Raw genomic sequence first — 18,875 nt, 5'->3', positions numbered from 1 at the left:
CCGTCCTGTCATGCCTGGCCACGGGCGTGCAGGCGGGTGGCCGCCACGAGTTCACGCCCGCGTTCCTCGGAGCCTTCACCGGTACGTTCCGCGGTGCGTCCGGGAGCGTAAGGCACGACGGCGGGCTCCAGCCTTGCGTTGGCCCAGCGGCGGACGGGCGTTTCCACCAGGCGGTGGGACGCGACTGCCAGCAGCACGGTCAGGGCCGCGGCCAGCGCCACCCGGAGCCACAGCGAGGGGACGAGCGGCATCAGCAGCAGGTAAATCGGCAGGTGCCAGAGGTAGATCGCGTAGGACAGGTCCCGGCCCGGCCCGGCAAGCCACGGGTGGCTGAGCACCCGTCCCGCAAACCCGGCCGGCTGCAGGACGAGCGATCCGATCAGCACCGCGGACAGCAGGGACAGCACCGTGGGCCCAACCGTCCAGAAGGCGCTGAACCAGAGGCCGGGGGTGTCCGGTTCCTTCAGCAGGAACACGGCGGCCAGGAGGGCGGTTCCGGCAAGCGGCCCGGCCCACCGCGCAGCGTTCCGGAGGGATTCGTGGGGCCGTGATCCGGGGGTGACGGTGGTGAAGGCGAGGGCCAGGGTGCACCCGATCAGCAGCTCGTCCGCCCGGGTGTCCGGGCCGTTGTAGAGGCGGTTCAGCGGGGCCCCGAGCAGCACCAGGACGAACCGTTCCAGCAGGAATGCCGCGGCCAGCCCGGCGGTGATCCAGGCGACCGTCCGCACCTTCCAGAACCGCAGCAGCACCAGCAGGAGCACCGGCCATATCAGGTAGAACTGTTCCTCCACGGCCAGGGTCCAGGCGGGGCCGAGGGTTTCACCGGCGATGGACTCGCCGAACAGCCCGATCCTCGCCAGGTTCATCACGTAGCCGGCGGCCGGGAGGACATAGCCTTCCTGGCCGGCCCACTTGGACGCCGGGAACACCACTCCCACTGTGACGATCACGCCGCACAGCGCCAGCAGCGCCGGCCAGAGCCTGGCAAGCCGCTTGGCGTAGAAGATCCCCAGCCGCAGCCGTCCGGTGGCCAGGTACTCCTTCATGATCAGGAGGGTGATCACAAAGCCGCTGAGGGTGAAGAACACGTCCACGCCGATGGATCCGCCCGGGACCAGCTCGGTGACGGTATGGAAGAAGAAGACCCCCGCCACGGCGATGGTCCGGAGCCCGTCCAGGGCGTGCTTCCGCCCGGAGATGAGCCCGCCGCCGGACGCGGCCGGACGTTCCGGAGCTGACAAATTTCCACTGCTTGACCTAAAAACCACCCATCAAGCATATATAACGTTTCGGTAACTGCGCTGGGCGGAAGCTGGACGTAAGCTCCACGCACCCAAGGCAAACGCGTACGACGGCGGCGCGTGCCGCCGTCGTACGCCTCACCTTAGGCCCAGCTCTGGTCCCTGTAGATGCTGAAGCCGCTGCTTAGCGGCGGGCAGCGCGTTCCACGATCTCGTGGGCGATGGCATAGACCTTTTTGTTCGTATCCTGGCTTTGCTGGCTCATGATGTCGTACGCCTTGTCGGCGGTTATGCCCAAGCGTCCCATCAGGACTCCCTTGGCCTGTTCGATGACGGCCCGGTTGAGGGCGGACGCAGCCACGGCCTCGGTTGCGAGCTGGTGGCGGTCGGAATGGATGGACTGGGTGAGGTCCACCACCACGCCCCACACGCCCACAGGCGCACCACCCTCAAGGATGTAGTCCGCGGAGAAAAGCAGTTTGTGCTGGCGGTCCTTGAGGTCGCGGATGGACACGTAGATGGACGACGGGCCTCCGACCGCTGCGACGCGGTCCCAGTAGGCCTGGACAGCGGGCCGGTCCGCAGGCTCGATGTGGGCGAAGGCCATGTCCATGGAAGGGACAACGTCGCCGCGTTCGTATCCGTAGATGCGGTACAGGCCTTCCGACCAGTGGAAGACGCCCTCTGCGAAGTAGTACTCGACGAGTCCCGTGGGACAGTCCAGAAAGTCATCGTGGGGGATTTTTGCTGACGAAAGTGCGGGGGAATTGTTGCTGGATGTCACTGCGGGCCATTCGGTGTGCTCTGTCCGGGCTTCCCCCGGCCCGGAAACTTAAAGGATGAGAACATCCTAAACGAGGGAACACTCCGCCCAGGCAGCGGCAGCACACATGCCTACCGCGTCAGGGCGAAGGCGGCCACCGCCAGGACCACCAGGACAAAGATGCCAAGGACGGCAAGCTGCCGCCTGCTGCCCTTCGCGGGCCCCGGCCCTCTTCTGCGGCCGTGCTTCCGGTTCATTGCATCTGCCATGCGCCGACTCTACGGAGCCCCGTACACAGGCGCCCGCGTATTGCCTACTTGTCCTCTGAGAGTCCACTACTGGCTTAAGCGTGCCGGCACCAAGGACGCCTGCGGATATCCGCAGACTTCCAATAAGTGGTTTCCCTCGGGGACCCGCGTTCGTATGATTCATCCATGCACGTCCGGCTCAGGAACGTACAGGTGGTAGCCAGTTCTCCTTCCAGCAGGAATGGTGATGATGCTCAAGAAGACCGAAACGCAGGCACTCACGGACGTGGTGGACCGGCTCGCCGCGCACTTCCCCGGCCAGCCGCGCTCCGTCATTGAGGATGTGGTTGCCCATGAACACAGCCTGTTTGATGAGGGCCGCGTCCGGGACTACATCCCCATCCTGGTTGAACGCGCCGCGAAGCTCCGGCTGGCCCGCCAGCACCTTTTGATCCCGGCACCGTTGAGCCAGTAACGGCGCAGTAACGCGCGTCTGGTCAACTCGATCCTGTAGTCCCTCGCATGTGAGGACGGGGTCATGGAACAGGGGTGGAGTTCCCTCCGGGTGGCGGGCCTGGCGCTGGACGTTCCCAGCGCGCTGGCACCCTCGCCTGAACGCGGCATCGAGGGCAGCGCCGCTGTCCTGGAGGGTGCCGGCATGCGCCTGACCGTTGATGCGAGCCTCTTCGCCGATCCCCTCACCCGCTATGCAGCCAAACCCGGCTATGAACACTGGCGGGAAACCGTAGGCAGCAGCATCGCTGACTTTGTCGTGTTCGAGGAAGGCGGCACCCGCACCGTTGCCGCCACCATCCCCGGCCGCGCCACCGCCGTGGTCCATCTGCCCGCCGGCGCCCAACGGGACGTCGCCCTGCAGATCCTGCGAAGCATCAGAACAGATGAAGGAGAATCCAATGCCTGAAGAGCAGTACCGCGGCGCCCCGTACCTGGCCGCCGTCGAAAACACCTCCCCCGGCGAGCGCCATGTCGGCTTCAGCAAAGTGCAGACGTACCTCGAGCGGTTCGGCTACCTGGGCCCAGCCACGCCCCGGGAACTGGGCGTCCTGGACGACCCCACCGAAGGGGCCCTCCGGAGTTTCCAGGAGTTCTTCCACCTGCCGGTCACGGGCGTTTTCGACGACGCCACCCGCGAAGCCATGATGCGGCCGCGCTGCGGGCTTCCCGATGTGCGGCCGGGCGAACTCGCCTTTTCCACAACGTGTGCGTGGGCGGACCGGACCCTGACGTACGCGTTCGACACCGGCACGGACGACGTCGCCGGCAACGCCGAGTTCGATGCCATCCGGCGCGCCATCCAGACCTGGCAGGCCGTGGGCGGGCTGACCTTCACCGAGGTGGCCGTGGGTTCCAGCCCGGACATCCGCATCGGGTGGCGGCCGGCCGCGGACCCGGACCACTCCATGGTGGGCGGCGTCCTGGCCCACGCGGACTTCCCGCCGGGTTGCAGCGTCATCACCACCACGCTGCCCAAGCCGGTCCACTTCGATGACAGCGAGCATGTGTGGAGCGTCGGCGCCGTGGCCAGCGCCTTCGATATCGAGACGGTGGCTCTGCACGAGTTCGGCCACATTGTGGGCCTGGCGCATACCAGCGTGGCGAACGCCGTGATGGCCCCCACCGTGTCCTCCAACTTCACCAAGCGTGCCCTCACCCAGGACGACATCGACGGTTTCCGGGCCCTGTACCCGGCTGCCCCTGCGGCCTGGTCCGGCTGGAACTCCCTCGGCGGCGTCGTCACCTCGGACGTGACCGTGGCCAACAACAAGGACGGCCGGATGGAGGCCTTCGCCCGGGGAACAGACGGCGCCGTGTGGCACCGCTGGCAGACCACCCCCAGCGGCGACTGGTCCGGCTGGAACTCCCTGGGCGGGGTGATCACCTCCGAGATCGCCGCGGCCAACAACCAGGACGGCCGGCTGGAGATCTTTGCCCGGGGCACGGACAACGCCCTCTGGCACCGGTGGCAGACCGCACCCAACGGCAACTGGGCGGGCTGGAACTCCCTGGGCGGCGGCATCACCGGGCCCGCGGCGGTTGGACGCAATGCAGACGGCCGGCTGGAAGTTTTCGCCCGCGGCAACGACGGCGCCGTGTGGCACCGCTGGCAGACCGCGCCGAACGGCAACTGGGCCGGCTGGCGCTCCCTGGACGGGGTGATCACCTCCGAGATTGCGGTGGGCAGGAACGCGGACGGCCGGCTGGAGATCTTCGCCAGGGGCACGGACAACGCCCTCTGGCACAAATGGCAGACCGCGCCCAATGGCAACTGGTCCGACTGGCGCTCCCTGGGCGGCATCCTCACCTCCAACATCACCACCGGCAGCAACGCCGACGGCCGCCTGGAGGTCTTCGTCCGCGGCACCGACAACGCCCTCTGGCACAAATGGCAGACAGCGCCCAACAGCGGCTGGTCGGACTGGCGTTCCCTGGGCGGGCTGCTGACGTCGGACATCGCTGCGGGCAGGAACGCGAGCGGCCGCCTGGAAGTCTTCGTACGGGGCACGGACAACGCCCTCTGGCACAAGTGGCAGACCGCACCGAACAGCGGCTGGTCCGACTGGCATTCCCTGGGCGGCATCCTCACCTCCAACATTGCTGTGGGCACCAACGCCGACGGCCGCCTGGAGGTCTTTGTCCGCGGCACGGACAACGCCCTCTGGCACAAGTGGCAGACCAGGCCGTTCCTGACCGAGGAGTCCACCGGGGCCTCCGGCGCCGCCTCCATGACCGGGGAGGGCGGCGGGGACACGGCCGGTGCCCTGGAACAGACAGTGGAGATGCCGGCCGGCGCCATGGAGGAGAGCGTCACCACCAACGGACATCAGCAGCCCGCGGGCATGCCGGGCGTGAGCATGGACGGCGGTTCAAAGGACAGCGGTTCAAAGGACGGCGCCGCCAAGGAGTCCGCGGGCAGCCGCGGCGCCTCCGTCAAGGAGCAGGAGAAGATGCCGGCGGGAAGCATGGGCGCCTGACCAGCTCCAGGACTGAAACGTACGACGGCGGCGCGCGGCCGCCGTCGTACTCTCACCAGGGAACTACCCGTCGAACCGCGCGCTGGTGCTGCCGTGCGGCACCACCACGTGCACGGCGTTGCGCTCGATGGTGAAGTCGGCAGGGGTGGCGGTGGCGATCTCGCCGTCGAGGTTCACCGGCATGGGCGGCTCGGTGACCAGCCGGACGCGCCGGCAGGTCAGGTGGTGCACACCGCTGCGCTCCACGAAGCTGCCGTTCTTGAGCATCCGGGCGATCCTGATGTGCTCCCGGAGCGGCGCCCCCGGGATGGCGTAGACATCCAGCAGGTGGTCGTCGATGCCGGCCGTGGGCGAGACCGCGTTGCCGCCGCCGTAGTGCCGGCCGTTGCCAACAGCCACCTGCAGCAGGTTCTCGAGCTCCAGCGTTTCGTGGTCCCCGTCCGGGAACTCGAGGCGGGCACGGAACGGCTGGTGCCTGGCATAGGCGCGCACGGCGGCAACGGCGTAGGCCACGGGCCCGAGGTACCGCTTGAGGCGGGGGCTGAGGGTCTCGGTGACCCCAACCGAGAGGCCCACGGACGCAACATTCAGGAACGGCTGGCCGTTCACGCGCCCCATGTCGATGTCCACCACTTTCCCGCCGGCCAAGGCAGCTATCGCCCCGGGAAGATCCGCCGGGATCTCCAGGGTGCGGGCAAGGTCGTTCGCCGTCCCCAGCGGAAGGACCCCCAGCACGATTTGTGTCCCGGCGAGCCGGCCGGCGGCGAAGGACACCGTCCCGTCACCGCCGCCAACAACCACGAGGTCGTGCCCCTCGGCAACCACCCGGTCCAGGGTCCCGGCGAGCTCGGCGCCGGACAGGATCTGGTGCACGGCGGAGATGGGCAGGCCCGCACTTCGCAGGGTGTCCACCGCCAGCGCCGGCCCCGCCGATCCCAGGCGCGCCCCGGCGTTGATCACCACGGCAGCGGACTTCGCCTCTTGGGCAATCATCATGGGGAACATCCTAGGCCGGGCGGGCTGGGAACTCCCTGAGTACACCCCTCAGCACGTGCGGGATCGGGCTGGTGGCCTTACCGTGTCAGGGCGAACGCGGCGATGGCCAGCCCTACCGCCAGGACAACATTGACGATCACGTACGGTTGGATGCCGCGTTTGGGTTCCTTGGCCATCCTGCGGCGGCCGTGCTTGCGGTTGATTACTTCTGCCATGCATCGAACCTAGGCAGCAACAGGAGCTGGGGGCCCGAGTAATCGCTACTCGTTTTACTAATCCACGCCACTGGGGCGCCGGTTGCACGCCCAATTCAGCGCAGCAGCACTCATTGCTTCCAGGTGGCCAGATTCCTATGGTGTTCCCATGGCCATCAATCACGTTCAGAGCGATTACGATCAGCTCCAGGGCCTCCTGGCCACGTTCGAGGACCTCAGGAGTTTCCTCAACCGTTTGACCGCCCTCGGGGCCGAGGTGATGACGGAGGCGGCGGGGGCAAAAGTTGAGTGTGCCGTCACGTTGCGGCGGCAAAAGCGTCCGGTCACGATTGCCGGCAGCAGCGAGGTTGCTGTGCGCCTGGACGAGATTGAGCAGGCTGTTGGCGGCGGGCCGTGCACCGAGGCCCTGAAGACCGGCAGGCCGGTGCTGCTGGCGGACGTCTCTACCGACTCCCGCTGGCCCACGTACAGCAAGGCGCTGGCTGCGGCCGGATGCGGCAGCTGCCTCGGTGTTCCGCTTGACCCCGGAGAAAACGCGGCGGCGGCGCTGAATCTCTTTGCCTCCCCTGCCGGTCCGCTCACGGAGCCGATGATCGCCAGGGCCACAGCGTTCGCTGAATCGGCGGGCCACACGATGGCTCTGGCAGTCAGAATGGCGGCCAAGGACGAACTCACCAATGATCTCCGGGCTGCCATGGAAAAGCGCACTGTCATTGACCTGGCCGCGGGCATCATCATGGGACAAAACCGGTGCACACAGGATGAGGCCATGAAGATCCTGCTGGCGGTGTCCAGCAACCGCAACCAGAAACTGGCCGCGGTTGCCGAGGAAGTGGTGGCAGGCGTCTCAGGGAGCCGCACCGTGCGCACGCACTTCGATGATTGAGCGCTCGTCCCCCGGCTACTGCTCCCGGCGGGTCTCCTGCAGCCGCTTGATGAACCAGCGGGACTGCTCCGGCCCGTACGGCAGGACGGGGATGGCCTTGGTGGCATCGTCCGGGGTGTCCCGGATGGACTGGCGTGCCTGGCGGACCGCGGTGCTCAGGGTGTTCGCCATGGTCTTGACGAACTCGTCGCTGCAGGGCTTCCCGTGACCGGGGATCAGGAACTCGTAGCGGTGGCGCAGCGCTGAGATGTGGCGGAGCGCATCCGCCCACTCCTCAGGGTAGGAGTCCTCGAAGGACGGGTGGGCGCCCTGCTCCACGAGGTCGCCCACGAACAGGGTGGTGGGGGTGCCCACCACCAGGTCGCCGTCCGTGTGGCCGCGGCCCAGGTAGAACAGGGTGGCGGTCATCCCGCCCAGGTCCACCAGCACAGGCTGGTCCTTGACGATGGCGTTCGGAACCACGAGTTCTACGTTCTGGCCTTCGCCTACGGACATTTCCGGTTCCAGGGTCCCCACGAAGCGGCGCTGCAGGTCCCCGCGCTCCTCGATTTCGGTGGCGCAGTTCTGGTGCGCCCAGAACTCGGTGACGCCGGCCTCGGCGAACACCGCGTTGCCGAAGAAGTGGTCGTAATGGGCGTGGGTGTTCACCACCACGAGCGGCAGCTGGGTCTTTTCCCGCACCGCGTCCAGGATCTCCTGACCCTGCCGGGGGCCGCAGCCGGTATCGATCACCATGGCCCGCTCGGACCCCACCACCAGCCCGGTGTTGAGCAGCGATCCTTCGGTGACCAGAACATAGTTGTCAGCGCCGACTTCGAGCCATTCCTGCATTGTTTCTCCGTACCTCCGGCAAAAGCAGTGTTCGTTTAGTGGTCGATTGTACCCAGCACTGCTTGGAGTTCCCGGGAGGCCGGGCACGGACGACGGCGGCGCGCGGCCGCCGTCGCCTTCTCACCTCCTGCTCCCCCGGCGTGAGTTGTTGTCCAGATCTGCAGGCTTTCCACGCGGCAGGTTTGCATATCTGGACAAAGACTCCGGACGAGGGGCGATGCGCAGCCAGGAGCGGCCGCTTCGAGTTCCGCAGCCCGGAGACCGGGGCTGCGTCCCATCCTTTCGTGCCTAGCTCAATCCCGATGCATGTACGGCCTTCTCCGACCAGCGCTTAAGGAATGCCGCCATTGCGTCCCGTCGCACAGGCTCGGTGGGCCGGTAGGTTCCGTCCGGGAACCCTGTGGAGATGCCGAAGCAGGACATCCAGGCGATGTCCTCAGCAAATTGCGCGGTGGCAGGATTATCCGTGAAGACCGGTACTTCTTCCCTGGGCCGGATACAGGAAACGTTGTTGCTGTACCTACGAAGGAAGGCCGCCATCGCGTCCCGGTTCACCGCATTCTGAGGACGGAAGGTGCCGTCCTCGTAACCCCTGGTGATGCCCGCCGCATGGAACCAGGTGATTTCCTTGTAAAACGCCGTATTAGGGCTCACATCGTGGAAAGGTGACTGGGCCGGAGGCACAAACTCCGGCCTGCCAGCTGCCCTGTACAGGAAAGCTGCCATCGCGTCGCGGTGAATGGTTTCCAGGGGCTTGTAGGTATTGTCCGGAAAACCTTCAGTCACTCCCCGCGCTGCCAGCCAACGTATGTCTTCAGAGAACTGGAGACCGTCGGCGACATCAAAAAAAGCCGGCGCTACTTTCAAGGACATGTTGATGCCGCGGGTTGTTTCCTCTGACCCGACAGAAACGCTGGTGGCGGAGCCTGCCGAGCTCCCGTCTGTGAACCACTGATCAACCATGCCGCTGGCTCCTGCGGATACTTTGATCCGGTAGCTGCCCGGGAGCAGAGCGGTGATGCGGTACGAAGAGCCCGGTCCCACCGTGCCGTGACCCACCAGGTTGTTGTCCAGGCTTCTTGCCGTGACGCGCACGCCATCCATGGTGGCGCCGTCAGGCAGTGTCAGTGTCCCTTCAATCACAGACGCTTTGGGAAGATATGCGTCAATGCCTGTCACTGCTTCGGGTCCGGATATCGTAAACGGTGTGGGCAGCTTCGACGGTTCCCGGCCGTAGTCGACGGGTTGAAGGTCGGGATTTTGGGGATAAAAGTAGAGGGTGTAGGTTCCTGGGGCCAATCCCTTTATCAGGTAATTACCCTGGGCGTCCACCCATGCGAAGGGGCCGTTTTGGTTGGATTCCAGCCGGTAACTGTGCACGGTGATCTTATCGAAAGTGAATCCTCCCGGGACGGTCACCTTTCCGGAGATTGTTCCGCCAAGGGGGAGTTCGATGTCTATCCCAATAGCATCCTGGGCTGAAGCTAATTGCACGGGTGTAGCGAGTTCTCGTGTAATTCCGCCATACCAGGTGTCATGCCCGCCGCTGCTGACGCCGCTGACCCGGACCACGTATGAGCCTGCCGGTAATCCGGTGACTTTATAGGAACCATCGGCCGCCGTTCGGGTCCAACCCCAATGCTCGCCATCAGTGGCGCCAATTACCGTCACAGGAAGCCAATTGACGCTGATACCGGCACTGGTGGTGACGGTGCCACTAATCGAACCTGTCCCTTCCGCTTCTGCTTGTGCAGGAGCGCCAAACAGGGACATCGTCACGGCCAGAATCAGTGCCGGCAGGACCCGCTTGAGGCCGTGACTGGCCCAATTCCGAAGCATAGTTTCCCCCAATAGAAAAGTGAACGCTGGATAGCAGCGAGCGTGCAATCGCCGCACTCTGGGCGGGCGGCTACGCGCAATAGGCGAATCGTATCGCATTGCACAAGAATTCTGGATCCGAAACAAAATGCGTCACCGGATGCCGGCAGAGTGTAGATTGCGGGAAGCAATTCAGGGAGCATTTTTCTAGGTCTTTTGGCTCCAACGAACTCGGCGAAAAAGCGCCGTCCCAGCCAGGCTCAAGAGAAAGGCGTACGACGCCGGCATACGGCCGCCGTCGTACTGCTCACCTTTCAGCTTCGGGTACCGGCGTTATGGACGCGAAAGGCCCCGGCACTTTCGTGCCGGGGCCCCTAAATCGGATGCCTCGCTGGATCAGGCGAGGAGTCCGTCCAAGCGGAACAGGAAGGCCGCCATCGCATCACGGTTAATCGCCTGCAAGGGCCGATACGTCCGGACGCTGTTACCCTCGTCCCAGCCAGTTGAGATTTTTTGCTCAGCCAGCCACGCCATCTCCTTGTAGAACTGCTGTCCAGTGGACACATCCGCGAAAGGCGACACGGCCGGAACGGTGTACTCAGGCGAGCCAGCCATCCGGTACAGGAACGCGGCCATCGCATCACGGTTTATCGCGTGCAAGGGACGGTACGTCCTGACGCCGTTACCTTCATCCCAGCCGGTCGAGATCTTCTGCTCAGCCAGCCACGCCATCTCCTTGTAGAACTGCTGTCCGGTGGACACATCCGCGAAAGGCGACACGGCCGGCGCGGCGTACTCGGGCGAGCCAGCCATCCGGTACAGGAACGCGGCCATCGCATCACGATTAATCGCCTGCAGCGGACGGTACGCCCGGACCCCGTTGCCTTCATCCCAGCCGGTCGAGATCTTTCGCTCAGCCAGCCACGCCATCTCCCTGTAGAACTGCTGTCCCGTGGACACGTCTACGAAAGGCGAATCGGCCGGCGGGACGTAGGCTGCAGACGTGGTCTTGAACGTGTAACTCCACTCCGCCACGGCACCTTCAGCGAGGACATAGTCAGTCTTGGCACGGGCGGTCACAGCGATTGTCCCCGTGCCCGGATAGGTTCCGGCGGCGGTCACCTTGTCCCCGACCAGGTACTCAACACCCTCAGTGCCCGGAATGGTGTAGGTGTCCTCGGCGGTGCCGTCCTTGTCCATGAAGACGACGGCGGCCGGTACTACCTGATACGGCGTTGCCTTGAACTCGTGTGACCACTCAGCAGACGCGCCCGGAGCCAGCACGTAATCCGTCTTCGCCCGAGCCGTCACAGTCACTGTCCCCGACCCCGGATACGTCCCGGCCGCGGTCACCTTTTCCCCAACTAGGTACTCAACACCCTCAGTGACCGGAACCGTGAACGTATCCTCGGCAGTGCCGTCCTTGTCCGTGAACACCACGGCGGCAGGAGTCACCGAATACGGCGTTGCCTTGAACTCGTGCGACCACTCAGCAGACGCGCCCGAAGCCAGCACGTAATCCGCCTTCGCCCGAGCCGTCACAGTCACCGTCCCCGACCCCGGATACGTCCCGGCCGCGGTCACCTTGTCCCCGACCAGGTACTCAACGCCTTCAGTCACCGGAACCACATACGTGTCCCCAGCAGTGCCGTCCTTATCCATGAACACCACGGCGGCAGGAGTCACCGGATACGGCGTTGCCTTGAACTCATGCGACCACTCAGCAGTCGCACCCGGAGCCAGCACGTAATCCGTCATAGCGCGGGCCGTCACAGTTACTGTCCCCGACCCCGGATAGGCTCCGGCGGCGGTCACCTTGTCCCCAACCAGGTACTCAACGCCCTCAGTCACCGGAACCGTATACTCGTCCTCGGCGGTGCCGTCCTTGTCCATGAAGACGACGGCTTTTGGAACTACCTCGCCGGCTGCCGCATCGAAAGTAAATGACCACTCCGTAGCCGCTTCGGGCAAGAAGATATAGTCCTCCACCGTTGTTGCGCTCACCGTCACCGTACCGGAACCCGCGTAGGTCCCAGCGGCAACGGACTTACCGCTCTGCAAATAATTGACCCCCTCTGCCATGGGAACCGTATAGGTGTCCCTGGTCGAGCCAGGGGCATCAGAGAAAACGACAGCGGTGGGAGTGATCTTGTATGGAGACGCCTTGAACTTAGCGGACCACGTGGTTGTGGCCCCCCAATAAATGGAATACCCGGACTGCGGGCGAGCCAAAACCGAAACTTCACCTGCAGCTGGATACGTCCCAGCTTCCATCACACTTTCGCCGACCACATAGTCAACACCCTGACTGAAAGGAATTGTGTAAGTATCTTCCGCAGTTCCATCGCGGTCCATGAATGCGACAGCGGCTGGGATGGCCTTCCGGCCCTGCCAGTCAAACGTCACTGGGCCGACTCGCTCTGAGGTGCGCGTCTCTGGAACGTAGCCCGCCTTGCGGCCGGTAACTCTTACACTGATGTAGTCGCCAATCTCCCACAGAGACAGATTCAAAGTGGGGCCGCCAGCTCCGCTAATGGGCCTCCCGTCGGCCAACCACTCATAAGTGAACGCGACGTCGTCCGGGCCCCAATCGCCCGGTGCGGCAACAAGCTGGTGATATTCACTCAGGACTCCGGATACCGTTGGCACGGCCGGCTCAAGGGGCAGGTCCGGTTGCGGATCCGGCACTCCCAGTGCTCTCGCAGCGTCCACCAGGCCAGCTCCACAGCCCTCACTGCAAAGCGGCATCGGTCGCGATGTGGATTTGAGCCCTTCCTCGATCAGAGCCGGGGAAAGTCCGCCCGTTTCGGCCATCATCAATGCAGCCAACCCCGCAACGTGCGGGGCCGCCATTGACGTTCCCTGCGAATAGACGTAGTTTTCCGCGACGGGGCCATAGGCACCGTTGTTCAGGGTTGAAGCAATGCCGTTCTGGACTGACTGGGACATGTCGCCGCCCGGGGCCGAAACATCCACTGTACCGCCGTAGTTGGAATAGGGGGCTCGGCCCCCACCACGCGTGCTGGCTCCCACTGCAATCACGTTTTGGCAGTTTGCAGGAGCTGAGTCTGCTGCTGGCCTGTTGGAGTTTCCTGCAGCGACTACAACCACTGATCCGGCGTCGTAGGCGAAGTCGATGGCGCTTTGGTACGTGGAGGAGCATGCGTTTGTTCCACCGAGGCTGAGGTTGATGACACCCGCAGGGTTTGGATTAATCGGGGCCCCTGGAACTTCACCTCCGGCAGACCAAATGATGGAATCTGCAATGTCCGAGGTATAGCCCCCGCAGACACCGAGTGCGCGAATGGGAAGAATCTTGGCCTCGGGTGCCACACCGGTAACACCTTGGCCGTTGTCTGCAATTGCCGCTACAGTGCCCGCGACGTGTGTCCCGTGCCAAGACGAATAGGCGCCCCCTGTACCAGAACCGCACTGTCCGTCTGAGGTCCAGTCACCTTCGTCCTGCGGGTTGGCGTCGCGACCGTCGGCATCGCGCGCACGATAAGCATTGGAAATCATGTCGTACCCGGGCAGAACATTCGCGTTTAGATCGCTGTGGCTGGTAATGCCTGTGTCAATCACCGCAACGGTGGCACCGGCGCCCTTGCTGACTGCCCACGCCTCCGGCATGCGCATACCAGCAGTTTCTTCCCACATGTCCCACTGAAGTGGAAAGAAGGAATCGTTCGGGTCCCCCATCGGCTGCATCAGTTGATCCGGTTCAGCAAATTCAATGTCCGGGTCTGAGCGTAGATCGTCCAGAACTTGTTCGGCCCGGGCCGCACTAAGCTTTTCGTCGAGCTGCAGGACGCTAGCGCCGCTGGCAATGGCCCGCACGTCGGAGACTGCCGCACCCACCTCAGACGCTGCTCTGCTTAATTTCTGGTTCTCCTCCGCAGAACTAATGCTCGCCACTTCTTTGAACTTCACAATGAACTGGTCAGTGGGAACGTCCATGGCAACTGATGGTGCCGTTCTCGGTCCTGCCGGCAATACGGGGGCGTCATCTGCATTTGATGGCATGACCACCAATGAAGTACTTATCAAAGCCATAAGACCGGCGCATACAATGCGTCCGGCTAATCGTGCGCGCAGCGCATCTAACATACGAGCATCCTAGGGAAGGCGCGTCGCCCCCCAAGAGACGGAACGCGGGAAATTGAGACCGCGAACCGCGCGTCAGGTTGATTGTAGCAACAACTTTGTCAATGTCTCTTCGGCTTAAGGACTACATTTGGCGTCGCCATCACAGAAAGATTTCCGGAATCATCCTCCTTGCCATAGGGCTGAAAACCCCTGCGTGCGAGTTTCTGATAGATAGTCCTGATCTTCGCCATCTCCCCCTTCCTCGACGCAAGGGGGGGTCGGTACAAAGAAATAAGAATAATGGCGGCGGGAAACCCAAGCTGCAAAATGCCGATCCCCGAGAAGGTTGAGCTTGACTAGTTCTCCAGTGAGCCCAATGCGCGCATTTTCCGATTACGGGGTGACGTGTCACCCTGCAAACCATAAGTAGGCGCACGATGAATCTGCCAAGTCCGCAGGCTCGCCTCAATATGGAAAACACCTGAAACCGCAATCTGTACCGAAGAGCAGACCTTCACGTCAGAAACACCTTTTGAGGGCGCGGTGGCCTCGCCGTCCGCGTCCTAAATACACGACGGCCGTAGCGGACGCCGTCGCACTAGTCACCCTTCGGGAACACGCGCATGCTCGCCTTCGACACGCAAAGAAGGATGGCGCGGCCCATATCCGGGTAGCGCCACCGTCTTTATGCGTCGGTAAAACGTATACGCGTCGAAAACAAGTGATAAAGGGTTTCCGGGAAGCCAACATCAAGTGAGAGAGCGTCACAGGAAAACCGGCATTAAGTGAGAGAGCGTCGGGTGGGTGTGGTCGGGGGTGGGGTGGGGGTGGGGTTGGGGCTAGATGTCTACCAGAAGGGACTTTGGGTTTTCGATGGCGTCGGCTATGAAGCGGAGGAAGCCAGCCGCCGTGCCGCCGTCGCAGACCCGGTGGTCGAAGGTCAGGGTGAGCTCGGTGACCTTTCGGACGGCCAGCTCTCCGTTGACCACCCACGGCTTGTCAATGATCCGGCCCACGCCCAGGATGGCCACCTCCGGGTGGTTGATGATGGCCGCGGACCCGTCCACGCCGAACACGCCATAGTTGTTGAGCGTAAACGTGCCGCTTCCCAGCTCCGTGGGGGTCGCCTTGCCCTGGCGTGCGACGTCGGTGAGCCGGCGGATCTCGGCGTCCAGTTCGCGGGCGGTCAGCTTTTCGGCGGCGCGGACGGATGGGACCACCAGGCCGCGGTCGGTCTGGGCGGCGATGCCGAGGTTCACGCCGTCAAACGAGACGATCTCCTGCGAGCCGTCCTCCGCGGTTTCGATCCGGGTGTTCAGCTCCGGGTACTTTTTTAGCCCGGCTGTGACAAAACGGGCAATGAACGCGAGCAGGCCGGGCACCTGGGAGCTACCGGACTTGAGCCCTTCACGCAGTTCCATCAGCCCGGTGGCATCCACATCCACCCAGACCGTCGCCTCCGGGATCTCCGAGCGGCTGCGGGCCATGTTGGTGGCAACAACCTTGCGGACGCCCTTGACCGGCGTGCGGGCAGCAATTCCCAGACCGGTGCGGGCATCCACACCCTGGACCTCGGAAGAACGCGGTTCGGCGGGGGCAGACACCGGGGCGGGCTCAGCGACCGGCCGGGGCTTAGCAGCAGCGCGCTCCTCCACCGCCGGGGTGCTGATGGCCGCTTCCACGTCGCGGCGCATGATCAGGCCGCCCTCCCCGGAGCCGGGGAGGGCTCCGAGGTCCACGCCGTGTTCCCGGGCCATGCGCCGGACCAGCGGGGAGATGACTGCGCCGAGTTTGCCGGGGACCCTGGTGCGCAGGAGCGAAAGGTCTAGGTCGGCACTCTCTGCAGTGCCGCCGTCGGCCGCTCCATCCTCCAGCGGCAGGGTGCTGACGGAGCCGGAGGCAGCAGAAGCCTTCCGCGCCCGGGTGCGCCGGGCAACGCCGTGGCCGCCCGGAGTGCCATAGCCGATCAACACGTTCCCGGACCCAGCCTTCTCCTCCTCGCGGTAGGCCTCCGCTTGGGCCTGGGCCGGGGTATCGGCCGGCTCGTCCAAGGCTTCGCCCAGTTCGGTTTCGGAAGGCTCGGTCTCCGGCTCAGCGGGGGCGGCAGCATCCGCGGCAGGCCCGCCAGCAGAAACAGGCGTCACCGAAATCAGCGGCTTCCCCACATCCAGGGTCTCGCCCGGCTGCCCGTGCAGCTCGGCCACGATCCCGGCGTAGGGGGACGGCACCTCCACGGTGGACTTGGCGGTCTCCACTTCGGCGATGGGCTGGTCCACGGTAATTGTGTCGCCCACGGCAACGTGCCAGGACACCAGCTCGGCTTCGGTGAGGCCTTCGCCCAGGTCCGGCAACAAAAACACGCGTGTTTCACTCATGGTCAGTTCTCCCACTGAAGGTCGTCAACGGCGTCGAGGATGCGGTCCACGCCGGGCAGGTAGTACTTCTCAAGCTTGGGCGCCGGGTAGGGAATGTCGAACCCGGTGACGCGGCGGATGGGGGCGGCCAGGTGGTGGAAGCAGCGCTCCTGCACCCGGGCCACGATCTCGGAGGACACGGACGCGAAGCCGTGGGCTTCGGCGATCACCACGGCCCGGCCGGTCTTCCGCACGGACTCACACACGGTCGCGTCGTCGAACGGCACAAGGGTGCGCACGTCGATGACTTCCAGCGAGCGCCCCTCCAGCGCGGCGGCCTCGGCAGCGGCGAGCGCGGTGGGCACGGACGGTCCGTAGGCGATCAGCGTGGCGTCGGTGCCGGGGCGGGCGACGGCGGCACGCCCCTCAGAGGATTCCCCCACCGAAGCAGCAGCAGAGTGGGCATTCCGCAGCTCATCCAGGTCCACCTGGTCCTTGGACCAGTAGAGCTTCTTGGGCTCCATGAAGATCACGGGATCGTCCGAGTCGATGGCTTCGCGGAGCATCCGGTAGCCGTCCGCCACGGTGGCGGGGGTGAACACCTTCAGGCCGGCGGTGTGGGCGTAGTAGGACTCGGAGGAGTCGCAGTGGTGCTCCACTCCCCCGATGCCGCCGCCGTAGGGAACCCGGATCACCATGGGCAGCTTCACGGCGCCCTTGGTGCGGTTGTGCATCTTGGCCACGTGGCTGACGATCTGTTCGAACGCCGGGTAGGCGAACGCGTCGAACTGCATCTCGATCACCGGGCGCATGCCGTTGATGGCCATGCCCACGGCCATGCCCACAATGCCGGACTCGGCCAGCGGGGTGTCGAAGCAGCGCTGCTCGCCGAAGGTGGCGGTGAGCCCGTCCGTGATGCGGAAGACGCCGCCCAGCTGGCCCACGTCCTCGCCGAACACCAGGACGGAGGGGTCGGCGTGCATCGCGTCGGCCAACGCGGTGTTCAGCGCTTTGGCCATGGTGACCGGCTGCGGTCCGGCAGCCTCGGACAAAGCCGCGGCGGAGGCGGCTGCCCGGGCGGTGGCGGCAGAAACGTTGCCGTTGGCCTCGGAGGAAGTGGTGATGGTGGGGCTCACTTGACGGCCTCCTGTGATGTGGATGCTGCTGCATCGCGGGCGAGTTCGTCGGCGAGCAGGGCGGACTGTTCCTTAAGCTGCGGTGTGGTCTTTTCGAACACGTGGCGGAAGAGTTCCTGCGGGTCCACGGGCACGTCCTCGCTGAGCCCCTCGCGCAGCTGCGTGGCAACCGCTTCCGCCTTGTCGCGGATCCGCGCCTCGCCGTCGTCGTCCAGCAGGCCGCGGTCCGTGAGGTAGGTCCGCATCCTATTGACGGGGTCCTTGGCCCGCCACTCGGCAACCTCGCTGTTCTGGCGGTAGCGCGTGTCGTCGTCGGCGTTCGTGTGGGCCTGCATGCGGTAGGTGTTGGCTTCCACCAGCAGGGGGCCGGAGCCGCCCCGGCACAGCGCAACGGCCCGGTCCAGGACGGCGAGGAGCGCGACGACGTCGTTGCCGTCCACGCGTTCGCCGGCCATGCCGTAGCCCACGGCCTTGTGCGCGAGCGACGGCGCCACGGACTGGTGTGCCAGCGGCACCGAGATGGCGTATTTGTTGTTCTGGACGAAGAAGATGACGGGCAGGTGGAAGACGGCGGCGAAGTTCAGGGCCTCGTGAAAGTCGCCTTCGGACGTGGCGCCGTCGCCGCACATGGCCAGCACCACGGTGTCCTCGCCGCGGAGCTTGGCGGCGTGGGCCACGCCCACGGCGTGCAGCAGCTGGGTGGTGAGCGGGGTGCACTGGATGCCCACCTTGTGCTCGAGGGGATCGAACCCGCTGTGCCAGTCGCCGCGGAAGATGGTCATCACCTGCACGGGGTCCACGCCGCGGGTCATCACGGCGACGGCGTCCCGGTAGGTGGGGAACATCCAGTCGCCCTTGGAGAGGCACAGGGCGGCGGCCACCTGGCAGGCTTCCTGGCCGTGGCTGGACGGGTACACGGCCATGCGGCCCTGCCGGACCAGTGCCGAGTTCTGGTCATTGACGCGGCGTCCGACGACGAGCTGCTCGTACGCGGCCAGCAGTTCCTCATCGCCGGGCAAAGGGTATTCGTGGCCGGGTTCGGTGCCCTGCTCACCTTGCGGCTTGAGCCGGCCGTCCGGGTCCACCATCTCGATCTGGTGCCGGGCGGGGAGCATGTAGTCCTCGGCGGTGATGCCGAACTTCTTGGCGGCCTCGGAGAGGGCGTCCTCGGCGGGTGCCTGGCTGGTTGTGTCCGGGTGCGCGGTGTGGTCTGCGGAGATCGTCATTGTTCCGTCCTTCTGTTGCCACTATTCCTTCCCAGTATCGACCTGTGGCCGGTTTCGTATCCAGCACCTGACGGAATCGTGG

General features: G+C 64.8%; 15 protein-coding genes. 4 read left to right on the top strand and 11 right to left on the bottom strand.

The annotated features are described in order from the left end of the window. Positions 1-8 precede the first annotated feature (8 nt). The 3 genes from IEX33_RS01430 to IEX33_RS01420 form a co-directional block, all read right to left on the bottom strand. Positions 9-1,241, bottom strand: coding sequence for an acyltransferase family protein (locus IEX33_RS01430; RefSeq protein WP_188727138.1), 1,233 nt, complete (start codon positions 1,239-1,241; stop codon positions 9-11). Between the two features lie 184 nt (positions 1,242-1,425). Then, the gene (locus tag IEX33_RS01425; protein ID WP_188727136.1) at positions 1,426-2,025 is read right to left on the bottom strand and encodes an ANTAR domain-containing protein; all 600 of its coding nucleotides are present in this window, start codon (positions 2,023-2,025) and stop codon (positions 1,426-1,428) included. A 110-nt stretch (positions 2,026-2,135) separates the two neighbouring features. Further along, on the bottom strand, positions 2,136-2,273 hold the full coding sequence (locus IEX33_RS01420; RefSeq protein WP_188727134.1) for a hypothetical protein: 138 nt from the start codon (positions 2,271-2,273) through the stop codon (positions 2,136-2,138). Positions 2,274-2,499: 226 nt separating this feature from the next. On the opposite strand from IEX33_RS01420, the gene IEX33_RS01415 reads away from it, so the two are divergent. The 3 genes from IEX33_RS01415 (at position 2,500) to IEX33_RS01405 (ending at position 5,245) form a co-directional block, all read left to right on the top strand. Further along, positions 2,500-2,727: a three-helix bundle dimerization domain-containing protein gene (locus IEX33_RS01415; protein WP_229675182.1), complete on the top strand. Its 228-nt coding sequence runs from the start codon at positions 2,500-2,502 to the stop codon at positions 2,725-2,727. 63 nt (positions 2,728-2,790) lie between these two features. Beyond that, positions 2,791-3,174 carry a hypothetical protein gene (locus IEX33_RS01410; RefSeq protein WP_188727132.1) on the top strand — a complete coding sequence of 128 codons (384 nt, stop codon included), beginning with the start codon at positions 2,791-2,793 and terminating at the stop codon, positions 3,172-3,174. Next, a complete protein-coding gene (locus IEX33_RS01405) occupies positions 3,167-5,245 on the top strand; it encodes a matrixin family metalloprotease (protein WP_188727130.1) in 2,079 nt (692 codons plus the stop codon). Before IEX33_RS01410 ends, IEX33_RS01405 begins: the two co-directional genes overlap by 8 nt. 63 nt (positions 5,246-5,308) lie before the next feature. Here IEX33_RS01405 and IEX33_RS01400 read toward each other — a convergent pair whose 3' ends face one another. Together IEX33_RS01400 and IEX33_RS01395 are read right to left on the bottom strand one after the other, a co-directional pair. After that, complete coding sequence (locus IEX33_RS01400; RefSeq protein ID WP_188727128.1) at positions 5,309-6,241, bottom strand: lipid kinase; 933 nt, start codon at positions 6,239-6,241, stop codon at positions 5,309-5,311. A 77-nt stretch (positions 6,242-6,318) separates the two neighbouring features. Continuing rightward, a complete protein-coding gene (locus IEX33_RS01395) occupies positions 6,319-6,456 on the bottom strand; it encodes a hypothetical protein (RefSeq protein ID WP_188727126.1) in 138 nt (45 codons plus the stop codon). Positions 6,457-6,604: 148 nt separating this feature from the next. Between IEX33_RS01395 and IEX33_RS01390 the strand changes: the two genes are divergently transcribed. Further along, positions 6,605-7,342: a GAF and ANTAR domain-containing protein gene (locus IEX33_RS01390; RefSeq protein ID WP_188727122.1), complete on the top strand. Its 738-nt coding sequence runs from the start codon at positions 6,605-6,607 to the stop codon at positions 7,340-7,342. 15 nt (positions 7,343-7,357) lie between these two features. On the opposite strand, the gene IEX33_RS01385 is transcribed toward IEX33_RS01390, so the two are convergent. From IEX33_RS01385 to IEX33_RS01360, 6 genes are all read right to left on the bottom strand, one after another. Beyond that, a complete protein-coding gene (locus IEX33_RS01385) occupies positions 7,358-8,173 on the bottom strand; it encodes an MBL fold metallo-hydrolase (RefSeq protein ID WP_188727120.1) in 816 nt (271 codons plus the stop codon). Between the two features lie 288 nt (positions 8,174-8,461). Continuing rightward, entirely contained in the window at positions 8,462-9,946 is a 1,485-nt protein-coding gene (locus IEX33_RS01380; protein WP_229675230.1) for an S-layer homology domain-containing protein, read from the bottom strand. Between the two features lie 441 nt (positions 9,947-10,387). Continuing rightward, positions 10,388-13,948 carry a S8 family peptidase gene (locus IEX33_RS01375; protein ID WP_229675181.1) on the bottom strand — a complete coding sequence of 1,187 codons (3,561 nt, stop codon included), beginning with the start codon at positions 13,946-13,948 and terminating at the stop codon, positions 10,388-10,390. Positions 13,949-14,916: 968 nt separating this feature from the next. Then, positions 14,917-16,452 carry a dihydrolipoamide acetyltransferase family protein gene (locus IEX33_RS01370; RefSeq protein ID WP_188727117.1) on the bottom strand — a complete coding sequence of 512 codons (1,536 nt, stop codon included), beginning with the start codon at positions 16,450-16,452 and terminating at the stop codon, positions 14,917-14,919. A gap of 2 nt (positions 16,453-16,454) precedes the next feature. Next, positions 16,455-17,567, bottom strand: coding sequence for an alpha-ketoacid dehydrogenase subunit beta (locus tag IEX33_RS01365; protein ID WP_188727114.1), 1,113 nt, complete (start codon positions 17,565-17,567; stop codon positions 16,455-16,457). Next, positions 17,564-18,793 (bottom strand): thiamine pyrophosphate-dependent dehydrogenase E1 component subunit alpha, encoded by a 1,230-nt coding sequence (locus IEX33_RS01360; RefSeq protein WP_188727112.1) that lies wholly within the window; start codon positions 18,791-18,793, stop codon positions 17,564-17,566. Before IEX33_RS01360 ends, IEX33_RS01365 begins: the two co-directional genes overlap by 4 nt. Between the last annotated feature and the right edge of the window lie 82 nt (positions 18,794-18,875).

The sequence above is a fragment of the Pseudarthrobacter scleromae genome (assembly GCF_014644515.1).
In the GTDB taxonomy this organism is placed as follows: Bacteria; Actinomycetota; Actinomycetes; order Actinomycetales; family Micrococcaceae; genus Arthrobacter; species Arthrobacter scleromae.
This window is presented reverse-complemented; position numbering and strand designations above follow the sequence as displayed.

Excerpts from the sequence above, each read along its gene's own strand:
- IEX33_RS01420 (WP_188727134.1), bottom strand. The coding sequence starts at position 2,273 with ATGGCAGATGCAATGAACCGGAAGCACGGCCGCAGAAGAGGGCCGGGG.
- IEX33_RS01390 (WP_188727122.1), top strand. The coding sequence starts at position 6,605 with ATGGCCATCAATCACGTTCAGAGCGATTACGATCAGCTCCAGGGCCTC.
- IEX33_RS01380 (WP_229675230.1), bottom strand. The coding sequence starts at position 9,946 with ATGTCCCTGTTTGGCGCTCCTGCACAAGCAGAAGCGGAAGGGACAGGT.
- IEX33_RS01410 (WP_188727132.1), top strand. The coding sequence starts at position 2,791 with ATGGAACAGGGGTGGAGTTCCCTCCGGGTGGCGGGCCTGGCGCTGGAC.
- IEX33_RS01400 (WP_188727128.1), bottom strand. The coding sequence starts at position 6,241 with ATGATGATTGCCCAAGAGGCGAAGTCCGCTGCCGTGGTGATCAACGCC.
- IEX33_RS01415 (WP_229675182.1), top strand. The coding sequence starts at position 2,500 with ATGATGCTCAAGAAGACCGAAACGCAGGCACTCACGGACGTGGTGGAC.
- IEX33_RS01405 (WP_188727130.1), top strand. The coding sequence starts at position 3,167 with ATGCCTGAAGAGCAGTACCGCGGCGCCCCGTACCTGGCCGCCGTCGAA.
- IEX33_RS01395 (WP_188727126.1), bottom strand. The coding sequence starts at position 6,456 with ATGGCAGAAGTAATCAACCGCAAGCACGGCCGCCGCAGGATGGCCAAG.
- IEX33_RS01370 (WP_188727117.1), bottom strand. The coding sequence starts at position 16,452 with ATGAGTGAAACACGCGTGTTTTTGTTGCCGGACCTGGGCGAAGGCCTC.
- IEX33_RS01385 (WP_188727120.1), bottom strand. The coding sequence starts at position 8,173 with ATGCAGGAATGGCTCGAAGTCGGCGCTGACAACTATGTTCTGGTCACC.
- IEX33_RS01375 (WP_229675181.1), bottom strand. The coding sequence starts at position 13,948 with ATGGACGTTCCCACTGACCAGTTCATTGTGAAGTTCAAAGAAGTGGCG.
- IEX33_RS01360 (WP_188727112.1), bottom strand. The coding sequence starts at position 18,793 with ATGACGATCTCCGCAGACCACACCGCGCACCCGGACACAACCAGCCAG.